Consider the following 18,533-nt stretch of genomic DNA (forward strand, 5'->3'; position numbering starts at 1 on the left):
ATGATAGACAGTATGGCCGATACGGGCGCCGACGCCGAGGCGCAGGACCAGCTTTTCGAACTGCGCAACGCCGATGGCATGAAAGTCACCATCAGCGAGCGCGGTGCAGCGCTGGTTGCGTGGAAGGCGCCGGACCGTTATGGCCGCCAGGCGGATGTGGTGCTGGGCTATGCCGAACATGCCGCCTACCGCGACAACCAGATTTTTATGGGCGCCATCATCGGGCGCTGGGCCAATCGCATTGCTGCCGGCCGATTCGAACTCGACGGCCAGTCCGTGCAGACTGTGGTCAACGACCGGGGCAACCATCTGCATGGCGGTCCGCAGGGCTTTCACATGCTGCGCTGGGAAGGCGAGGGCGATGAGAGCGCTGTCTCGCTGCGGCTCACTTCACCGGCCGGGGATGCCGGTTTTCCCGGCCAGCTCGAAGTGTGCGTGCGCTACCAGCTCGATGACCGTGGCGCACTGCGTATCGATTATCAGGCCATCAGCGATGCTGCGACGCCTATCAGCCTGACCGCGCATCCGTATTTCAATCTGAATGGCGGCATTGCCGATGTGGGCGACCACATGCTGCAGATCGATGCCGACGAATACATGGCCACCGATGGCTTGGGCATTCCGCTGGCACGTAGCTCGGTAAGCGGCACAGCGTTCGATTTCCGCCGCCCTGCGGCCATAGGCGCGCGCCTGTGCTGGCCGGACCAGCAGTTGCAACTGGCGCAGGGCTTCGACCACTGCTTCTGCCTGCGTGGCAGTGCAGAAGGGCGCTCCGGCCCGCTGCGCGAAGTGGCGCGGGTGGTCGATCCCGGTTCTGGCCGCTGCCTGCAGGTTGCCACGACGGAGCCGGGGCTGCAGTTCTACAGCGGTAACAATCTGGATGGCGTACGCGGCTATGCCGCCCGGCCCTACACGCGCCACGACGGCTTCTGCCTGGAGGCGGGCTACTTTCCTGACCAGCTGAACAGTCCGCAAGCGGCTGCTGCCATCCTGCGGCCGGGTGAGGTTTACCGACAGACTACGATCTACCGGCTGAGCTTGCAGTAACTCTGCGTAATCATGACTGCCGTTGGTGAGTTTCGTAATTGCCGAGCCGGATCACACAGGGCAACATCTGATCCGTCCAATAACACTTAACGCGGGAGACGAAACAAGTGACAAATGCGATGTTGCCGGATGATAGTGAGCGGGCGCTGCTGGTAGGCCGGATCTGGCGTGCCGGCGTCGGCCCCGCCGTGGTGACCGTGCGCGCCGGCCAGCTGGTGGATATTAGCGCGCAGGCGGCGACGGTGGCCGATCTGTTCGAACGCGATGATCTGCTCGAGCTGGTGCGTTTTGCTTCCGGCGAAATACTGGGGCCGCTGGAGACCGTGCTGGCCGGTGGGAACAGCCTGCTGGCACCATGCGATCTGCAAGCCATCAAAGCCTGCGGCGTAACATTCGCCGTCAGCCTGCTGGAGCGGGTGATCGAGGAGCGCGCCAAGGGCGATCCGTCGCGGGCTGCGGCGCTGCGGCTGGAAATCCAGCGCCACATCGGTGCCGACCTGTCGGCCATCCGGCCCGGCTCGGAACAGGCGGCACGGCTCAAGACCGATCTGATTGCGCGCGGCCTGTGGTCGCAGTATATGGAAGTGGGCATAGGTCCGGACGCAGAAGTGTTCACCAAGGCGCAACCCCTGTCGGCGGTGGGCCATGGCGCCAGCGTGGGCCTGCATCCCGATTCGCAGTGGAATAACCCGGAACCGGAAATCGTACTGGCAGTGAATAGTCGCGGCTGCGCGGTGGGCGCCACGCTGGGCAACGATGTGAATCTGCGCGACATCGAAGGACGCAGTGCTCTGCTGCTGGGCAAGGCCAAGGATAACAATGCCTCCTGCGCGATCGGTCCCTTCATCCGCCTGTTCGACCAGCATTTCGGCATGGAGCAGATCCGTGCCGCCGAAGTGAGCCTGCTGATCCGCGGCAGCGATGACGGCTTCGAGCTGCAAGGCAGTAGCCGCATGCGCGAAATCAGCCGTGATCCGCTGGATCTGGTGGCACAGGCCTGTGGCCCGCACCATCAGTATCCCGATGGTTTCATGCTATTCCTCGGCACCATGTTCTCGCCGACCAAGGACCGCGATGCCAGCGGCGCCGGCTTCACCCATCATCTGGGCGATCTGGTGCGGATCTCGACGCCCGTGCTGGGCACGCTGGAAAACAGCGTGCAGCGCAGCGACCAGTTGCCGCCGTGGACTTTTGGCCTGCGTGCCCTATATCAGAATCTGGCCGCACGCGGTCTGTAGAAAGGTAGTCGATGAATCAATCGGACAAAACGCTGATGTACCCGCAGTATCAGGAGCTGGCCGGGCGCACGGTAGTGATTACGGGCGGCGGTAGCGGCATCGGTGCGGAAATGGTGCGTGCTTTCTGTTTGCAGGGCGCGCGCGTATTTTTCCTCGACATCGCCGAGCAGGCCTCGCGGCAACTGGTGGCCGCACTGGCGCAGCAGGCGCATGTGCCACTCTATTTGCCCTGCAATGTGGCGGACCTGGAGGCGCTGGCGCAGGCCATGGCGCTGATCGAACAGCAGGCCGGCACCATCCATGTGCTGATCAATAACTGCGCCAATGACGACCGCCATGCGGTGGCCGATATTACGCCTGCCTACTGGGAGGAGCGCATGGCGGTGAATCTGCGCCACCAGTTCTTCTGTGCGCAGGCGGCGGCGCGCGGCATGCGGCACGATGGCGGCGGCGTGATCCTCAATATGGGTTCGATTTCGTGGCATCTGGCCTTGCCGAATCTGAGCCTGTATATGACGGCCAAAGCCGCGATCGAAGGCATGACACGGGGACTGGCGCGTGATCTTGGCCCGGACCATATCCGTGTCAACTGCATTATCCCCGGTGCGGTACGCACGCCGCGCCAGATGGCGCTATGGCATACGCCGGACGAGGAAGCACGCATACTCGCCGGCCAGTGTCTGGCGCAGCGGGTGGAAGTAGAGGACGTTGCCGCAATGGCGCTGTTCCTGGCATCCGACGGCGCACGCCGCTGCAGTGGCCGCAATTACTACGTGGATGCAGGATGGTTCGGAGCATGAGCATGGCGGATTACAGCGCCCCCGAGTGTCTGTGGGAAGTCGGCGCAACGCTGGGCGAGGGCGTGCTGTGGCACGCGCCCAGCGCCAGTGTGTATTTTGTCGATATCAAGCAGCAGCGCATACACCGCTGCGACGCTCGCGGTGGCCGCCGCATCAGCTGGGAGGCGCCGGCGCAGGTCGGCTTCATCGTCCCCACCTCGAATGGCCGCTGGATCGCTGGCCTGAAAGGCAGTCTGCAGTATTTCGATCCGGCCAGCGGCGCCTTCACGCACTATTGCGCGCTGGAGCCTGAACAGCCCGGCAACCGCAGTAACGATGGCTATGTGGATGCGCAAGGGCGGCTATGGTTCGGCACCATGGACGACGGCCAGAGCGCAGCCAGCGGCGCGCTGTATTGCTGCGTGGCTGACGGCGTGCCGCGCCGTGCCGACAGCGGCTACATCATCACCAATGGCCCCGCGTGCAGTCCCGCTGGCAGCACGCTGTATCACACCGATACACTGGGGCTGCAAACCTTCGCCTTCCGCCTCGATGCTGCCGGCCAGTTGCATGACAAGCGGGTGTTCGCCAGCTTTGCGGGACGCGCTGGCCATCCGGACGGGATGGCCGTCGATGTGCTGGGCCGCGTCTGGATTGCCGTGTTCGGCGGCAGCCGCATCGATCGTTTCAGCGCTGCCGGCGAATATCTGGACAGCATCGCCATGCCTTGCTCGAACATCACCAAGCTGGCCTTCGGCGGAGCGGATCTGCGTACCGTCTTCATTACCACCGCGCGCAAGGAGCTGTCGGAAGCGGCGTTACAGCAGCAGCCGCTGGCCGGTGCGCTGTTTGCGCTGCATAGCGACGTCGCCGGACTGCCGGCCCATGTACTGCAACTGGGAGGCCGCGCATGAGCGGGCAAGAGAAAAAACCGCGGCGTTACCGTTCGCAGGACTGGTTCGATAATCCGGAACGGATCGACATGACGGCGCTGTATCTGGAGCGCTTCATGAATTACGGGATCACGGCGCAGGAACTGCGCTCGGGCCGCCCCATCATCGGTATCGCCCAGAGTGGCAGCGATATCAATCCCTGCAACCGCATCCATCTGGAGCTGGCCAAGCGGGTGCGCGAAGGCATCCGCGACGCCGGCGGCATAGCGCTGGAATTCCCCATCCATCCCACTTTCGAGAACTGCCGCCGGCCAACGGCGGCAATAGACCGTAATCTGGCCTATCTGGGACTGGTGGAAATCCTGCACGGCTATCCGCTCGACGCAGTGGTGCTCATGACGGGCTGCGACAAGAGTACGCCGGCCCAGCTGATGGCAGCGGCCACGCTCGATCTGCCCGCCATCGTGCTGTCCGGTGGCCCCATGCTGGACGGCTGGTTCAATGGCGAACTGGTGGGTTCGGGGGCGGCGATCTGGAAGGGCCGCCGCCAGCTGGCCGCAGGCCAGATCGACAATGAACAGTTCCTGCAGATTGCCACGGCATCGGCGCCCTCGGCCGGTCACTGTAACACCATGGGGACGGCATCGACCATGAATGCGCTGGCCGAAGCGCTGGGCATGTCGCTGACCGGTTGCTCGGCGATTCCGGCGCCTTACCGCGAACGGGGCCAGATAGCCTATGAAACGGGACGCCGTATCGTGGCACTGGCGCAGGACGATGTGCGGCCTACGCAGATCCTGACGCGTGACGCCTTCCTCGATGCAATTGTGGTGAATGCCGCCATCGGCGGTTCGACCAATGCCCAGCCTCACATCATGGCGATGGCGCGCCACGCCGGCGTGGAGATCACGCCGCAGGACTGGATGGCAGTCGGTTACGACGTGCCGCTGCTGCTTAACATGCAACCCGCCGGCAAATATCTGGGCGAGCGCTTCCACCGCGCCGGCGGCGTGCCGGCGGTGATGTGGGAGTTGCAGCAGGCCGGCCTGCTGCGTAGCGAGCGTCCTACCGTGACAGGCCAGAGCATGGCGCAGAATCTGCAGGGCCGCGCCAGCAGCGACCGCGAGATGATCCGGCCGTTCGCCGAGCCGCTTAAAACCCAGGCTGGTTTCCTCGTCCTGAAAGGCAATCTGTTCGATTTTGCCATCATGAAGACCAGCGTGATTTCGGCCGACTTCCGTCAGCGCTATCTGTCCGTGCCGGGACGCGAGGGCATCTTCGAGTGTCGCGTGGTGGTGTTCGACGGCGCCGACGACTACCATGCGCGCATCAACGATCCGGATCTGGGCATCGACGCCCAGACCATGCTGGTGATCCGTGGCGCCGGCCCGATAGGCTGGCCCGGTTCGGCGGAAGTGGTGAATATGCAGCCGCCCGATGCCCTGATCAAGCAGGGCATCCATGCCTTGCCCACGCTGGGCGATGGCCGTCAGTCCGGTACTTCGGACAGCCCGTCCATACTGAACGCTTCGCCCGAGAGTGCTGCGGGAGGCAATCTGGCATGGCTGCGCACGGGGGATACGGTGCGGGTCGATCTGCCCGCCGGCAGCTGTGACGTGTTGCTGAGCGAAGACGAGATGGCGCAACGCCGCGCCAGTGTAGCGCTGCCGCCGCTTCCGCCTAGCCAGACGCCGTGGCAGGAAATCTACCGTGCCACGGTGGGCCAGCTAGATTCGGGTGCCTGCATGGAACTGGCGCTGAACTACCGCGCAGTGGCCCACGATATGCCGCGCCATAACCACTAGCTGTTGCCTGACACTGGCATTAACATACGACGATAACAATACAACCGGAGACTGTAATGAAAAAACTTCTGAGTGCGATGGCGCTGGCCATTGCCACGCTGTGTGCCAGCGCACCGGCCAGTGCCGATGCGGCACATCCGAAAATCGGCTTCTCTATCGATGACCTGCGGGTGGAACGCTGGACCCGCGACCGCGACTTCTTCATCGCTGCAGCCGACCAGCTGGGCGCCAAGGTGTATGTGCAGTCGGCCGATGCCAGCGAACAGCGCCAGATGGCACAGATCGAAAACCTGATTGCGCGCGGCGTCGATGTGCTGGTCATTGTGCCGTACAACGCCACTGTGCTGGCAAATGCCGTCAGTCAGGCCAAGAAGGCCAAGGTCAAAGTGCTGTCGTATGACCGTCTGATCCTGAACGCCGATGTCGATGCCTATATCTCGTTCGATAACACTGCCGTGGGCGAGTTGCAGGCCACTGCGCTGGTGCAGCTCAAACCTAAAGGTAACTACTATCTGCTGGGCGGCGCGCCGACCGATAACAACGCCAAGATGCTGCGCGAAGGCCAGCTGAAAGTGCTGCAGCCGCTAGTGGACAAGGGCGCCATCAGGATCGTCGGCAAGCAGTGGGTGAAAGACTGGAGCGCGGCCGAGGCCATGGCGATAGTGGAAAACGCCCTGACTGCCAATGCCAATAAGATCGATGCGGTGGTGGCATCGAACGACGGCACGGCCGGTGGTGCAATCCAGGCGCTGGCTGCGCAGAAGCTGGCCGGCAAGGTGCCCGTGTCCGGTCAGGATGCCGATCTGGCAGCAGTGCGCCGCGTGATTGCCGGTACCCAGGCTATGACCGTGTACAAGCCGCTGCGCCAGATTGCCAGCGAGGCGGCCAAGCTGGCCGTGCAACTGGTGCGTGGCGAGAAACCGGCCACGCAGGCACAGATCGATAACGGCTACAAGAAGGTCGATACGCTGCTGCTCAAACCGATTCTGCTGACGTCGTCCAACGTTGACCTGCTGGTCAAGGATGGCTTCTACACCCAGGCCCAGCTGGCCGGCAAATAAGGCGTTCGGCATGTCGGAATATCTGTTTGAAATGCGCCAGATCGTCAAACGCTTTGGCGGGGTGGCGGCGCTGAACGGGATCGATCTGAAAATCCGTCCCGGCGAGTGCATAGGCCTGTGTGGCGAAAATGGCGCGGGCAAGTCCACGCTGATGAAAGTGCTGTCGGCAGTCTATCCGCATGGGAGCTGGGAAGGCGAAATCCTGTGGGAAGGTCAGCCGTTACGGGCCCATTCCGTGCGCGAGACGGAAGCGGCCGGCATCATCATCATCCATCAGGAGCTGATGCTGGTGCCGGAACTTTCGGTGGCGGAAAATATCTTCCTCGGCCATGAGCTGACCCTGCCGGGCGGGCGCATGAACTATCCGGCCATGAACCAGCGGGCCGAAGCGCTGCTGCGCGAACTCAAGCTGCCCGATGTAAACGTGGTGCTGCCGGTGAAGCAGTATGGCGGCGGCCACCAGCAGCTGATCGAGATTGCCAAGGCCCTCAACAAGCAGGCCAAGTTGCTGATTCTGGATGAACCTTCGGCTTCGCTGACGGCGGCCGAGACGGCAGTGCTGCTGGAGATCGTGCGTGGGCTGAAAGCCAAGGGCGTGGCCTGTGTGTACATTTCCCACAAGCTGGAAGAAGTGGCGGCGATCTGCGATACGGTGGTGGTGATCCGCGACGGCCAGCACATAGCCAGCACGCCGATGGCGCAGATGGATGTGCCGACTATCGTGGCCCAGATGGTGGGACGGGAAATGAGCCAGATGTATCCGCATGTGCCGCACAGCATAGGCGAAGTGGTGATGGAGGCGCGCCATATCAGCTGCTATGACCCCGATCAGCCGGCGCGCAAGAGGGTGGACGATGTGTCGTTCACGCTGCGCAAAGGCGAAGTGCTGGGCATTGCGGGCCTGGTGGGAGCTGGCCGCACGGAGCTGGTGAGCAGCCTGTTTGGCGCCTACGGCGGCCAGTGGCAAGGCGAAATCTGGCTGAACGGGCGCAAGGTGCAGAATCGCACGCCGCTGCAGGCCATTGCCAACGGCTTTGCGCTGGTGCCGGAGGACCGCAAGCAGCACGGCATCGTGCCAGACCTCGGCGTGGGAGCGAATATCACGCTGTCGGTGCTGCAGCGCTATACGCGCCTGAGCCGCATCGATAGCAGCGCCGAACTGCTGGCGGTACACCAGCAGATCAGCCAGCTGGCGCTGAAGACGGCCAGTCCGGCCTTGCCGATTACGGCACTCTCGGGCGGCAATCAGCAGAAGGCTGTGCTGGCCAAGATGCTGCTGACCGAGCCGCAGGTGCTGATACTGGACGAGCCTACCCGCGGCGTCGATGTGGGCGCCAAGTTCGAAATTTATCGTCTGATTCTGCAACTGGCCGCGCAGGGCGTTGCCATCATTATGGTGTCGTCGGAACTGCCGGAAGTGCTGGGCATTTCGGACCGGGTGCTGGTGATGGGCGAAGGGCGCCTGCGCGGCGATTTCATCAATCGGGATCTGACTCAGGAACAGTTACTGGCCGCAGCTATCGGCCAGCAGCAATACAGCGTAGCGTAAAACATGAAAAACACACAATTCAAACAGCTGTTCACGCAATACAAACTGTTAGCGCTGATGGTGGCCATCGCGCTGATCTGGGCTTTCTTCAGCTGGAAAACTGATGGCGACTTCGCCACCGCGCGCAATCTGTCCAACCTGATGCGGCAGATGGCGATTACCGGCATACTGGCCTGCGGCATGGTGTTCATCATCATTGCCGGCGAAATCGATCTGTCGGTGGGCTCCTTACTGGGCTTGCTGGGCGGTGCGGCGGCGCTGCTCGACGTCAGCCATCATCTGCCGCTGCCAGCCACGCTGGTGCTGGTGCTGGTCTGCGGCTTGCTGGTGGGCCTGTTCAACGGCTACCTGACGGCGTATGCAGGCATCCCCTCGTTTATTGTCGGGCTGGGTGGCATGCTGGCCTACCGCGGTGTGCTGCTGGGCGTGTCCGGTGGCCAGACCATCGCTCCCGTGTCGCCGGAACTGACGGCACTGGGGCAGGGCTATCTGGCGCCGTCGCTCGGGGTAGCGCTGGGCGTGCTGCTGGTGGCGCTCGATGTGCTGCTAGTGTGGCAGCAGCGCCGCCTGCTGGCATTGCACCGCCTGCCGCTGCGCAGTCTGTGGGCCGATGGTTTGCGGGTGCTGGCGACGGCGGCGGCAGTCGGCGGCTTTGTCTATCTGTTCAACAGCTACGAAGGGATACCGCTGCCCGTGCTGCTGTTGCTGGTGCTGCTGGGCGTGTTCAGCTACATCGCAACCCAGACGGTATTCGGCCGGCGCATCTATGCACTGGGCAGCAATATGGAAGCAGCCCGCCTGTCCGGCGTGAATGTACGTGCCATCAAGCTGTGGATCTTCGGCCTGATGGGGCTGATGTGCGCGCTCGGTGGGCTGATCAACACGGCCCGTCTGGCAGCCGGTTCGCCTTCGGCCGGCACGGCGGGCGAGCTCGATGTGATTGCGGCCTGCTTCATCGGCGGCACTTCCATGCGCGGTGGTGCCGGCACGGTGCACGGTGCGCTGATCGGTGCCCTGGTGATGGCCAGTCTCGATAACGGCATGTCCATGCTTGATGTGGATGCCTACTGGCAGATGATCGTCAAAGGTCTGATACTGACCTTCGCCGTATGGGTGGACGTGGCCACCCGCAGCGCGCGCCGCTAGGCCGCGGGCGAACTACTTTCAAGCGGAGCGGCCAGCATGCAACGTCGTCAACTATTGAAACAGCTGGCCGCCGCCATTCCGGCGCTGGCTGCGTCCCCCTACCTGTTTGCCGCAGCGCAGCCGCGCGCGCAATTCAGCCCGGACTGGGATGCGCTGGCGCGCTACCGCACGCCGGACTGGTTCCGTAATGCCAAATTCGGCATCTGGGCTCATTGGGGGCCGCAGTGTGCGCCGGAATATGGCGACTGGTATGCGCGCGCCATGTACGAGCAGGATAGCGAGGCCTACCAGCATCACCTGCAGCACTATGGCCACCCGTCGCAGCACGGCTTCAAGGACATTATTGCCGGCTGGCGCGCCGATGCCTGGCAGCCCGATGAGCTGCTGGCGCTGTATCGCCGTGCCGGTGCGCGCTATTTCGTCGCGCTGGCCAACCATCACGATAACTTCGACCTGTACAACAGTCGCTATCAGCCCGAGTGGAACTCCACCCGTATCGGACCGCGCAAAGACCTGATAGGCGGCTGGCGCGACGCGGCGCGGCGGCAGGGCATGCGCTTTGGCGTCAGCGTACACGCAGCCCATGCATGGACATGGTACGAGGTGGCTCAGGGCGCTGACCGGCATGGACCACTGGCGGGCGTACCCTATGATGGCCGCTTGCAGCGGGCCGGTGGCGTCGGCAAGTGGTGGCAGGGGCTGGATCCGCAAGGGCTGTACGCGCAGAATCACCCGCTAAGCGCGCCGGCCCGGCAGAGCGGTATCTGGGACGAGCAATGGCACTGGCGCGGCGGGGTTGCGCTGCCATCGGCCGGGTATGTGGAGCAGTTCCGCGCCCGGGTGATGGATCTGGTGCAGAACTATGATCCTGATCTGGTGTATTTCGACGATACGGTATTGCCGCTGCATCCAGTCAGCGACGTGGGATTGCGGCTGGCAGCCGATATCTACAACCTGAGTATCGCCCGCAAAGGGCGGCTGGAAGCCGTCATCAACGGAAAATTGCTCGATGCGCAGCAGCGTCAGTGCATGGTGCTCGATATCGAACGGGGCCAGAGCAACGAGATCGAAGCGTTGCCGTGGCAGACCTGTACCTGTATCGGTAACTGGCATTACGACCGGCGTATCTATGACGCCGATGGTTACAAGAGCGCCCGCACGGTGGTGCACATGCTGATCGATGTAGTCAGCAAGAATGGCAACCTGCTGCTTAGCGTGCCGGTGCGCGGCAATGGCAGCATAGACGAGCGTGAGCGGGCAGTGGTCGAGGAGATCGGCCAGTGGATGACCATGTATGGCGGCGCGATTTACGATACCCGTCCGTGGCGCGTGGCGGGCGAAGGGCCCGTACTGGAGGCCGCTGCTAGCCTGAGCAAGCAGGGCTTCAACGAAGGGCAGGGCGTCGCTTTCAGCAGCGCCGATATCCGTTACACCTGCAAGGATAAACACCTGTACGCCTTCGTCATGGGCTGGCCGGCACAGGGCACGGTGCTGCTGCGCCAGTTGCGCCGCGGCGTGCTCTCCGTGCGGCAGGTAACGCTGCATGGTTCCGTGACGCCGCTAGTGTTCAGACAGCAGGACGACGGCCTGCTGGTCGATCTGCCGCCGGACCGCCCTGCATTGCCTTATGCCTTTGCCCTGAAGATTTCCGCCTGAATCACTGACCATCGCACACATGAACCCACATTCGACTATGCATACTCTGCGGCTGGCCATCGCCAGCCTGGTGGCAATTACCTTGCCAGCGCTGGCGCCGGCTGGTGCAGCCGATCTGACCCTCTACAACGGCCAGGCGGCTAGCTCCCAGCCGGTGACGCTGGTGGCGCATGAGCTTGCAGCACCTATGCAGGCCGGCAAGGCGCTCTCGCTCAGTGGTGCCGGTGGCAGCGCCAGTGTGACGCCGGGGCAGGTCGATGGCCAGCGTCATGCGCTGGTGCTGCGCTGGGAACAGGCATGGTACGCAGCCTTGCGGCTGACGCCAGCAACTGCGCTCAACCTGCAGATGCTGGCGCCCCATGCCACGCTGGAATTCGATCTGCGGGTGGCGCAGCTGGAGCAGGGCGGCATAGACTTCAAGATGGCCTGTGGCGAGGCATGCCAGCGCAAACTTGGGTATGTGGTGCCGGGCCGCGCCATGCAGGGCAAAGGCTGGCAGCATCTATCGTTTGCCCTGAGCTGCTTCGCCCGGGCGGGCGATGATTTTTCTAAAGTCGATGTGCCGTTCGCGCTGGAAGCCAATGGCACGGGCGAGGTGGCGCTGGCCAATGTGCGTATCGTTGCGCATGGCAAAGCCAGCCAGTCCTGTCCCGATTACCGCAGCATCGCCTTTGCGCCCAGTCCGCTGAATCAGGCATGGGCCATGCCGCGCTGGATGCAGCGCCATGAGCAGAAGCTGGTGCTCAAGCAGCAGTTACTGAGCGCAGGTACGCCACCGCAACTGGTGTTTATCGGTGATTCGATTACCGAAGGATGGGAAAAAGAAGGCAGCGCGGTGTGGCAGCAGCACTACGCGCCTTACCATGCGCTCAATCTCGGTTATGGCGGCGACCATACGGAGAATGTGTTGTGGCGCCTGCAGCATGGCGAAGTAGATGGCTTGCAGCCTAAAGTCGCCGTGCTGATGATAGGCACCAACAACACGGGCGACCGGCAGGATCAGCCAGAGGTGACCGCAGCCGGCGTTGAGCGAATTTTAGCCGAACTGCGCCAGCGCCTGCCGCAGACCCGCGTGCTGCTACTGGCGATCTTCCCCCGCGAAGCGAGTGCCAATGCGGTGCTACGCCGCATCAATGAGCAGATCAATGTCAGGCTGGCGGCGCTGGCCGATGGCGAGCGGGTGGTGTTTGCCAATCTGAATAGCGCCATGCTGGATGCCGACGGACGGCTGGACACCGCCATCATGCCGGACCTGCTGCATCCGCAGCAGCGCGGCTATGCTATCTGGGCTGAGGCCATGCAGCCAGTGCTGGAGCATATGCTGGCAAGCCAGCTCTAGGCTGTCTTGCCAGTGTGCGGCGGCGGGCCTACTGAACGATCAGCTTGCGGCTAGCCAGCCATTCTTCGGCGCGTTTGGTCCAGTTAGAGGCATTGCCCAGGCCGGGGCGCAGGGCCATGCCGTGTCCGCCCCGCTCGAACAGATACATTTCGGCTGGCACGCGGGCGCGGGTTAAGGCCTGATAGAACAGGATGCTGTTCTCGACCGGCACTACATCGTCATCCTGACTGTGGATCAGTAGCGTGGGCGGGGTCTGGGCGTTCACCTGCAATTCGGTCGACATCAGCTGAACCTGCGCAGCGCCGGGCTGCTGGCCGAGCAGCGCCTGACGCGAGCCCATATGGGTGGTGGGCGGCGCCATCGTAATGACGGGATACATCAGCATCAGGAAGTCTGGCCGCGCGCTCACGCTATCGAGCGCGGCGCCGGTGCGGCCTGCCGCATGGTCATACAGGGTGGCCGCGCTGGCCGCCAGGTGGCCACCTGCCGAACTGCCCATTACGCCGATGCGGTCCGGTGCTACGCCGTAGTCAGCGGCATGGGCGCGTACGGTACGGATGGCGCGCAGCACATCCTGCAGCGGTGCCGGATGGCCGTAGTCCGACAGGCGCGATTTCAGCACGAAGGCTGTAACGCCCAGACCGGACAGCCATTGCGCATACTGGTGGCCTTCGCGCGTGTAGGATAGATAGGCATAGCCGCCACCGGGGCAGATGATTACTGCCGTGCGGGCAGGGCGGTCTATCGACGCGGGATAGACGGTCAGACTGGGTTGCGAAATATTGTTGATACGCTCGCCATCGTGCTGCTCGGCGCCGGCATGGGCACGGTAGTGAGGCACGCCTTCGGGCCACAGGCCGAGCTGCGCGGTCTGGGCGTGGGCCTGCCAGCTCAGGGCCAGCAGCAAAGGGAGCAAGCGGAAGCGGGATAAACGCATGGATGGAACTCCTGTCGGATGTCGATGTTGCGATAGTACTCAATCTGGCGCGCCGCAACCGGCGCTGCGTAATTTTGTTCGGACAGTTGCGGGATTTCGCAATTGCTGCGCCAGTGTGGGGCTCGCACAATGCCAGAGTAGAACTGGCCCGTGGCGTGCATCAGAGCGTGGCCCGGTCGCCTGGCGCCGCAGAGCGCCTGTAACCTGAACGGAGACTTTGATGAAATTATTATCCGCCCTGTGTCTGACAGCGCTACTGGGTGGCGGGATTGCGCTGAGCGTTACGGATGCCCAAGCGGGCAGCGCGCCAGTGCCCGAGCCTATGCGCGACATGAGCAGCATGCAGTTTTCCACCCTGATGTCGCCGGGCTGGAATCTCGGTAACGCGCTCGAAGCGATCGACAGCAAGCATCCCTATGTCTGGGGCAGTACGGTGTTTCAGGAGACGGCATGGGGCAATCCTCCTGCCACCCGCCAGCTCTTCGACGCCGTGAAAGAGGCCGGCTTCCGTAGCGTGCGCATTCCCGTTTCGTGGAAGGTGTATGCCGATGCGCAGGACAATATCAGTCCGCAGTGGCTGGCGCGGGTAACTCAGGTAGTCGATGATGCCCGGGGCGCAGGACTGATCGTGATGATCAACCTGCACTGGGATGGCGGCTGGATGCAGCCCACCTATGCCAGTCAGAATATGGCGCAGGCGCGTATCCGCAAGTTCTGGCGGCAGATCGGCGAGCATTTCCGCAACTATGGCGATAGTCTGCTGTTTGCCGGCACTAACGAGGTCATGGTCGACGGCGATTATGCTGCGCCAAGCAGCGAATATTGCGCCGTGCAGAATAGCTATAACCAGACCTTTGTCGAGGCAGTACGGGCAACGGGCGGGAATAATACGCAGCGCCATCTGGTGGTACAGGGATTCAATACCAATATCGACTACACGCTCAACTGTAATGCCACGCTGCCAGACGATACGACGGCGCAGCGGCTGATGATGGAAGTGCATGACTATGATCCGTTCGACTTCGCCCAGGATGCCAAGAGCGGCCAGTGGCGCTGGGGGAGTGCGGACAATCCGCGCGGCTGGGCCAATGAAGCCTATACCGATGGCCAGTTCGAGAAGCTGCGCAAAGCCTTTATCGCGCGCGGTATTCCTGTGCTGCTGGGCGAGTATTCGGCGATACTGCGCAGCGAATTCGATCCGTCCGGAAGCCAGCGCAAATACTGGGATAGCTATCTGACGCGCGCGGCACATAGCCGCGGCATAGTGCCCATGTACTGGGATAATGGCTACACCAGCAACCATCAGTCTGGATTGTTCGACCGTGGCCGTGCGCTACCCGTATACCGCGACATTATCGAAGCGCTGGTACAGGCCAGCCGCTGAAACGCTGCCGCGCATGCGGCAAGCGCCCCTTTATTTCACTAGATCGTATATGAAAATTCCAACACCCCTGAGTCAGATCTGTGCCGCCGTGCTGTTGTGCTGCAGTGCTACTTGTGCGCAGGCCGAACAGCCGGCATCGCTACAGCCGTGGATGAATCAGGCACTGCCTGCGGCGCAGCGCGCCGAGCTGGTGGTGCAGGCCATGACGCTGGATGAAAAACTCAAGCTGGTATATGGCTATTTGGGGGCCGACTCGGACTGGAAGAAGAGCAAGCGTCCGGCTGGTTCGCGCCCGCAATCAGCAGGCTATATCGACGGGGTGGCACGGCTGGGCATACCGCCGCTGTATGAAACCGATGCGGGGCTGGGCGTGGCCAGCCAGCCGGGGCCCGATGTGCGTCAGGCCACGGCGCTGCCGTCTGGCCTCAGCACGGCAGCCAGCTGGGATACGGTGGCAGCCCATGCGGCCGGAGCGATGATAGGCGATGAAGCGCGCAAATTCGGCTTCAATGTGCTGCTGGCCGGAGGCGTCAACCTGCTGCGCGAACCGCGCAATGGCCGTAATTTCGAGTATGCGGGAGAAGACCCGCTGCTGGCGGGGCGTATGGTCGGTGCCCAGATTGCCGGCATACAGTCGCAAAAAGTGGTGGCCACCCTTAAGCATTTCGCGCTCAACGATCAGGAAACCAACCGCACGACCTTGAATGTGAAGATTGATGACAGTGCTGCGCGCATGTCCGATCTGCTGGCTTTGCAGTTTGCTTACGAAGATGGCCAGCCTGGTTCTGTCATGTGCGGCTATAACCGGGTGAATGGCGCTTACGCCTGTGAGAACAGCTATCTGCTCAATACTGTGCTGAAGCAGGAGTGGGGCTTCAAGGGCTGGGTGATGTCGGACTGGGGCGCCACCCACAGCACCATACCGGCTGCCAATGCAGGGCTGGACCAGCAATCCGGCATGCCGTTCGACCTGTCCGACTATTTCGGCCCGCCGCTGAAGGAAGCGGTGCTCAATGGCTGGGTGGCGCAGCAGCGCCTCGATGATATGGCGCGGCGCATAGTAGGGGCCATGTTCGAGCATGGCGTGGTTGACCAGCCAGTAACGGTGGCGCCGCAGCAGATCGATTTCCCCGCCCATGGCGCAGTCAGCCAGCAGGCCGCGCAGGAAGGCATGGTGCTGCTGAAGAATCGTGCTGGTCTGCTGCCGCTGACCAATAGCGCGCGCCGGATTGCCGTGATCGGCGGTCATGCCGACAAAGGCGTAATGGCCGGGGGCGGCTCCTCGCTGGTATATCCGCACGGCGGCAATGCCGCCCCGGAGCTGGAACCCAAGGTCTGGCCGGGCCCGGTGATGATCTATCCGTCGGCACCGCTGAAGGCGCTGCAGGGCAAGCTCGTCAGCGCCAGTGTGCGCTTCGATGACGGGCGTGATCCGGCCCGTGCCGCTGCGCTGGCACGGGATAGCGACGTGGTGCTGGTATTTGCCACCCAGTGGACCGGCGAGGGCATGGATGTGCCGGATCTGGCGCTGCCGCAGCAGCAGAATGCGCTGATCCACGCCGTTACCGCAGCCAATCCGCGCACCGTGGTGGTGCTGGAAACGGGCGGACCGGTCACCATGCCATGGCTGGAGCAGGCTGGCGCCGTGCTGCAAGCATGGTATCCGGGTACCCAAGGCGGTGTAGCCATAGCCAGCGTGCTGACGGGCGAAGTCAATCCATCCGGCCGTCTGCCTATGACATTCCCGGTCAGTGCAGCGCAACTGCCCCGGCCCAAGCTGGACGGCTATCCCGAACAGGCCGACGCCCGTATCGAGGTGGATTATCACGAGGGGGCGGCGGTGGGCTACAAATGGTTCGACCTCCAGCGGCTGACGCCCTTATTCCCGTTCGGCTTCGGCTTGTCGTATACCGAATTTGCCATGTCCGGATTGCGCGCGGAACTGCGCGAGGGCCGCCTGCAAGCCAGTTTCGAAGTACGCAATACGGGTAAGCGGGCCGGCAAACAGGTGGCGCAGATCTATCTGGCTCCCCTGCAGGCCAGCTGGGAGGCGCCCAAGCGTCTGGGCGGGTTCAGCAAGGTCAGTCTGGCAGCCGGTGCGCGCGCCAGCACCAGTGTGACGATAGATCCGCGTCTGCTGGGTACCTTCGACAGTGTCAGCAAGCGCTGGCTGGTTGCGGCCGGCGACTACCGCATCACGCTGGCCGCGCATGCACGCGATACGCAGGCGAGCAGTGTAGTGATACATCTGGATGCCGCCAGCTATGATGTGCAAGGTCGTCCGATCGGGGCGCAGCATTGATGCAGCCCTATCAGCGCATCGCCATACTGGGCGGCGGCACGGCTGGCTGGATGGCGGCACTGGCGCTGGCAACCCGCCAGGGCGCGCTAGAAGTGGAAGTGGTGGAAGCTGCGCCCACTTGTACTATCGGCATGGGTGTGGCGAGTGGTCCCGAGTTGCGCGAATTCCACCGTATGGTCGGGATAGACGAAGCGGATTTTCTGCGGGCGACGCTGGGCAGTTACCGGCTGGGCACCGAACTGCGCGACTGGCAGCAACTGGGGCAGCGCTACTTCGATATGCTGGCCGGAATGGAGCCGGATGGTACGACGGCGCAATATGGCTATCAGTTCGACGCACAACTGTATGCTGGCTATCTGCGCCGGCTGGCTATGCTGCGCGGAGTGCATCGCAGCGTAGGCCGGCTGGAACAGGCCATCCGCCGCGCCGATGGCGGTATCAGCGCGCTGCAGCTCGACGGCGGCCGCCGTATCGGTGCCGATCTGTTTATTGATTGTTCGGGCCACGATGCACTGCTGCTGGCCGGCGCACTCGGTGTGCCGTCGCTGGATTTCAGCCAGTGGTTACCGGTCGATGCCCTCTGGCTGTGTCCCGCCGAACGCAGCGTCGCCACGCCGGCACCATGCAATCTGGCCGTCGCGCTGGAAGCAGGGTGGGCGTGGCAGATATCGTTACAGCACCGCAGCGAACATGCTTATGTGTTTTCGAGCCGTCACTGTGATGCCGCCGAGGCGCGTGCCCGGCTGCTGGCGCGGCTTGATGGCGCGGCGCTGGCCGAACCGCGCTTGCTGCACTTGCGGAGCGGCCACCGCATCCGCTTCTGGCTGCGCAACGTGGTGGCGCTGGGGCAGGCGGCGGGTCAGATCGAGCCTCTGGAAGCACCCGCCGTCATGCTGATCCAGCGTGGCTTGAGCGGCTTGCTGCAGGTATTGTCCTGTCCCGCCGCTGCGCAGGCCGGCGCAATCGAACGCTATAACGGCACGCAGGAACGGCTGTTCCGCTATGAGCGCGACCGCCTGATACTGCATTACAGCCGCTCGATGCGGCGGGATAGCCAGTTCTGGCGCGATATGGGCAAGCGGACTTTGCCCGACGGGCTGGCGCTACGCCTGCAGGCCTGGCGTGCAGCCCGGAATCCGCCGCGTCACGATGCGGCACAGGGGGAGAGTGGAGGCTGGAGCGGCATGCATGCCGGTGCCGGCTGTGTACTGCGCCGCTGTGATCCTCTGTTGCTGGAACTGACACGCGAAGAAGCCCTGCATGCACGCGATGCGCGGCACTTGCGGCTGGCTGCGCTGATGGAGCAGGTACAGCGTGAATATGGCGGCCAGCTTCCGCTGCCGGCCTGAACCCCAACACGCGAGTCTGCACTGCGGGGTGGCGCAGGCCCGCCGCTG

The 18,533-nt window shown here is 63.2% G+C and carries 15 protein-coding genes; 14 read left to right on the top strand and 1 reads right to left on the bottom strand.

Annotated features, from left to right (window positions below; genetic code table 11):
- The 10 genes from GTP27_RS09525 (at position 1) to GTP27_RS09570 (ending at position 12,513) form a co-directional block, all read left to right on the top strand.
- Entirely contained in the window at positions 1 to 1,047 is a 1,047-nt protein-coding gene (locus GTP27_RS09525; RefSeq protein ID WP_229633613.1) for an aldose epimerase family protein, read from the top strand.
- 119 nt (positions 1,048 to 1,166) lie between these two features.
- Positions 1,167 to 2,285 (top strand): fumarylacetoacetate hydrolase family protein, encoded by a 1,119-nt coding sequence (locus GTP27_RS09530; RefSeq protein WP_161039062.1) that lies wholly within the window; start codon positions 1,167 to 1,169, stop codon positions 2,283 to 2,285.
- 11 nt (positions 2,286 to 2,296) lie between these two features.
- The gene (xylB, locus tag GTP27_RS09535) at positions 2,297 to 3,085 is read left to right on the top strand and encodes a D-xylose 1-dehydrogenase (RefSeq protein ID WP_161038945.1); all 789 of its coding nucleotides are present in this window, start codon (positions 2,297 to 2,299) and stop codon (positions 3,083 to 3,085) included.
- Positions 3,082 to 3,978, top strand: coding sequence for an SMP-30/gluconolactonase/LRE family protein (locus GTP27_RS09540; protein ID WP_161038946.1), 897 nt, complete (start codon positions 3,082 to 3,084; stop codon positions 3,976 to 3,978). Before xylB ends, GTP27_RS09540 begins: the two co-directional genes overlap by 4 nt.
- Positions 3,975 to 5,762, top strand: coding sequence for an IlvD/Edd family dehydratase (locus GTP27_RS09545; RefSeq protein WP_161038947.1), 1,788 nt, complete (start codon positions 3,975 to 3,977; stop codon positions 5,760 to 5,762). The genes GTP27_RS09540 and GTP27_RS09545 overlap by 4 nt, the downstream gene beginning before the upstream one ends.
- A 56-nt stretch (positions 5,763 to 5,818) precedes the next feature.
- Positions 5,819 to 6,823 (top strand): D-xylose ABC transporter substrate-binding protein, encoded by a 1,005-nt coding sequence (gene xylF, locus GTP27_RS09550; RefSeq protein WP_161038948.1) that lies wholly within the window; start codon positions 5,819 to 5,821, stop codon positions 6,821 to 6,823.
- A gap of 10 nt (positions 6,824 to 6,833) precedes the next feature.
- Positions 6,834 to 8,372 (top strand): D-xylose ABC transporter ATP-binding protein, encoded by a 1,539-nt coding sequence (gene xylG, locus GTP27_RS09555; protein WP_161038949.1) that lies wholly within the window; start codon positions 6,834 to 6,836, stop codon positions 8,370 to 8,372.
- A gap of 3 nt (positions 8,373 to 8,375) precedes the next feature.
- Positions 8,376 to 9,518: a sugar ABC transporter permease gene (locus tag GTP27_RS09560; RefSeq protein ID WP_161038950.1), complete on the top strand. Its 1,143-nt coding sequence runs from the start codon at positions 8,376 to 8,378 to the stop codon at positions 9,516 to 9,518.
- A gap of 36 nt (positions 9,519 to 9,554) precedes the next feature.
- Complete coding sequence (locus GTP27_RS09565) at positions 9,555 to 11,174, top strand: alpha-L-fucosidase (RefSeq protein WP_161038951.1); 1,620 nt, start codon at positions 9,555 to 9,557, stop codon at positions 11,172 to 11,174.
- Positions 11,175 to 11,193: 19 nt separating this feature from the next.
- Complete coding sequence (locus GTP27_RS09570; RefSeq protein ID WP_229633591.1) at positions 11,194 to 12,513, top strand: GDSL-type esterase/lipase family protein; 1,320 nt, start codon at positions 11,194 to 11,196, stop codon at positions 12,511 to 12,513.
- Positions 12,514 to 12,541: 28 nt separating this feature from the next.
- Here the strand turns inward: GTP27_RS09570 and GTP27_RS09575 are convergent, their stop codons facing one another.
- Positions 12,542 to 13,450, bottom strand: coding sequence for an alpha/beta hydrolase (locus tag GTP27_RS09575; RefSeq protein WP_161038952.1), 909 nt, complete (start codon positions 13,448 to 13,450; stop codon positions 12,542 to 12,544).
- Between the two features lie 2 nt (positions 13,451 to 13,452).
- On the opposite strand from GTP27_RS09575, the gene GTP27_RS09580 reads away from it, so the two are divergent.
- The 4 genes from GTP27_RS09580 to GTP27_RS09595 are packed head-to-tail and all read left to right on the top strand — an operon-like array spanning position 13,453 to position 18,485.
- Entirely contained in the window at positions 13,453 to 13,653 is a 201-nt protein-coding gene (locus GTP27_RS09580; RefSeq protein WP_161038953.1) for a hypothetical protein, read from the top strand.
- A 17-nt stretch (positions 13,654 to 13,670) separates the two neighbouring features.
- Positions 13,671 to 14,834, top strand: a complete 1,164-nt coding sequence (locus tag GTP27_RS09585; protein ID WP_161038954.1) for a glycoside hydrolase family 5 protein — start codon at positions 13,671 to 13,673, stop codon at positions 14,832 to 14,834.
- Positions 14,835 to 14,883: 49 nt separating this feature from the next.
- Positions 14,884 to 17,136: a glycoside hydrolase family 3 C-terminal domain-containing protein gene (locus tag GTP27_RS09590; RefSeq protein WP_161038955.1), complete on the top strand. Its 2,253-nt coding sequence runs from the start codon at positions 14,884 to 14,886 to the stop codon at positions 17,134 to 17,136.
- The gene (locus GTP27_RS09595; RefSeq protein WP_161038956.1) at positions 17,136 to 18,485 is read left to right on the top strand and encodes a tryptophan halogenase family protein; all 1,350 of its coding nucleotides are present in this window, start codon (positions 17,136 to 17,138) and stop codon (positions 18,483 to 18,485) included. Before GTP27_RS09590 ends, GTP27_RS09595 begins: the two co-directional genes overlap by 1 nt.
- The last annotated feature ends 48 nt before the right edge of the window (positions 18,486 to 18,533 follow it).

It is taken from the genome of Duganella qianjiadongensis (assembly GCF_009857915.1).
GTDB lineage: Bacteria > Pseudomonadota > Gammaproteobacteria > Burkholderiales > Burkholderiaceae_D > Rugamonas > Rugamonas qianjiadongensis.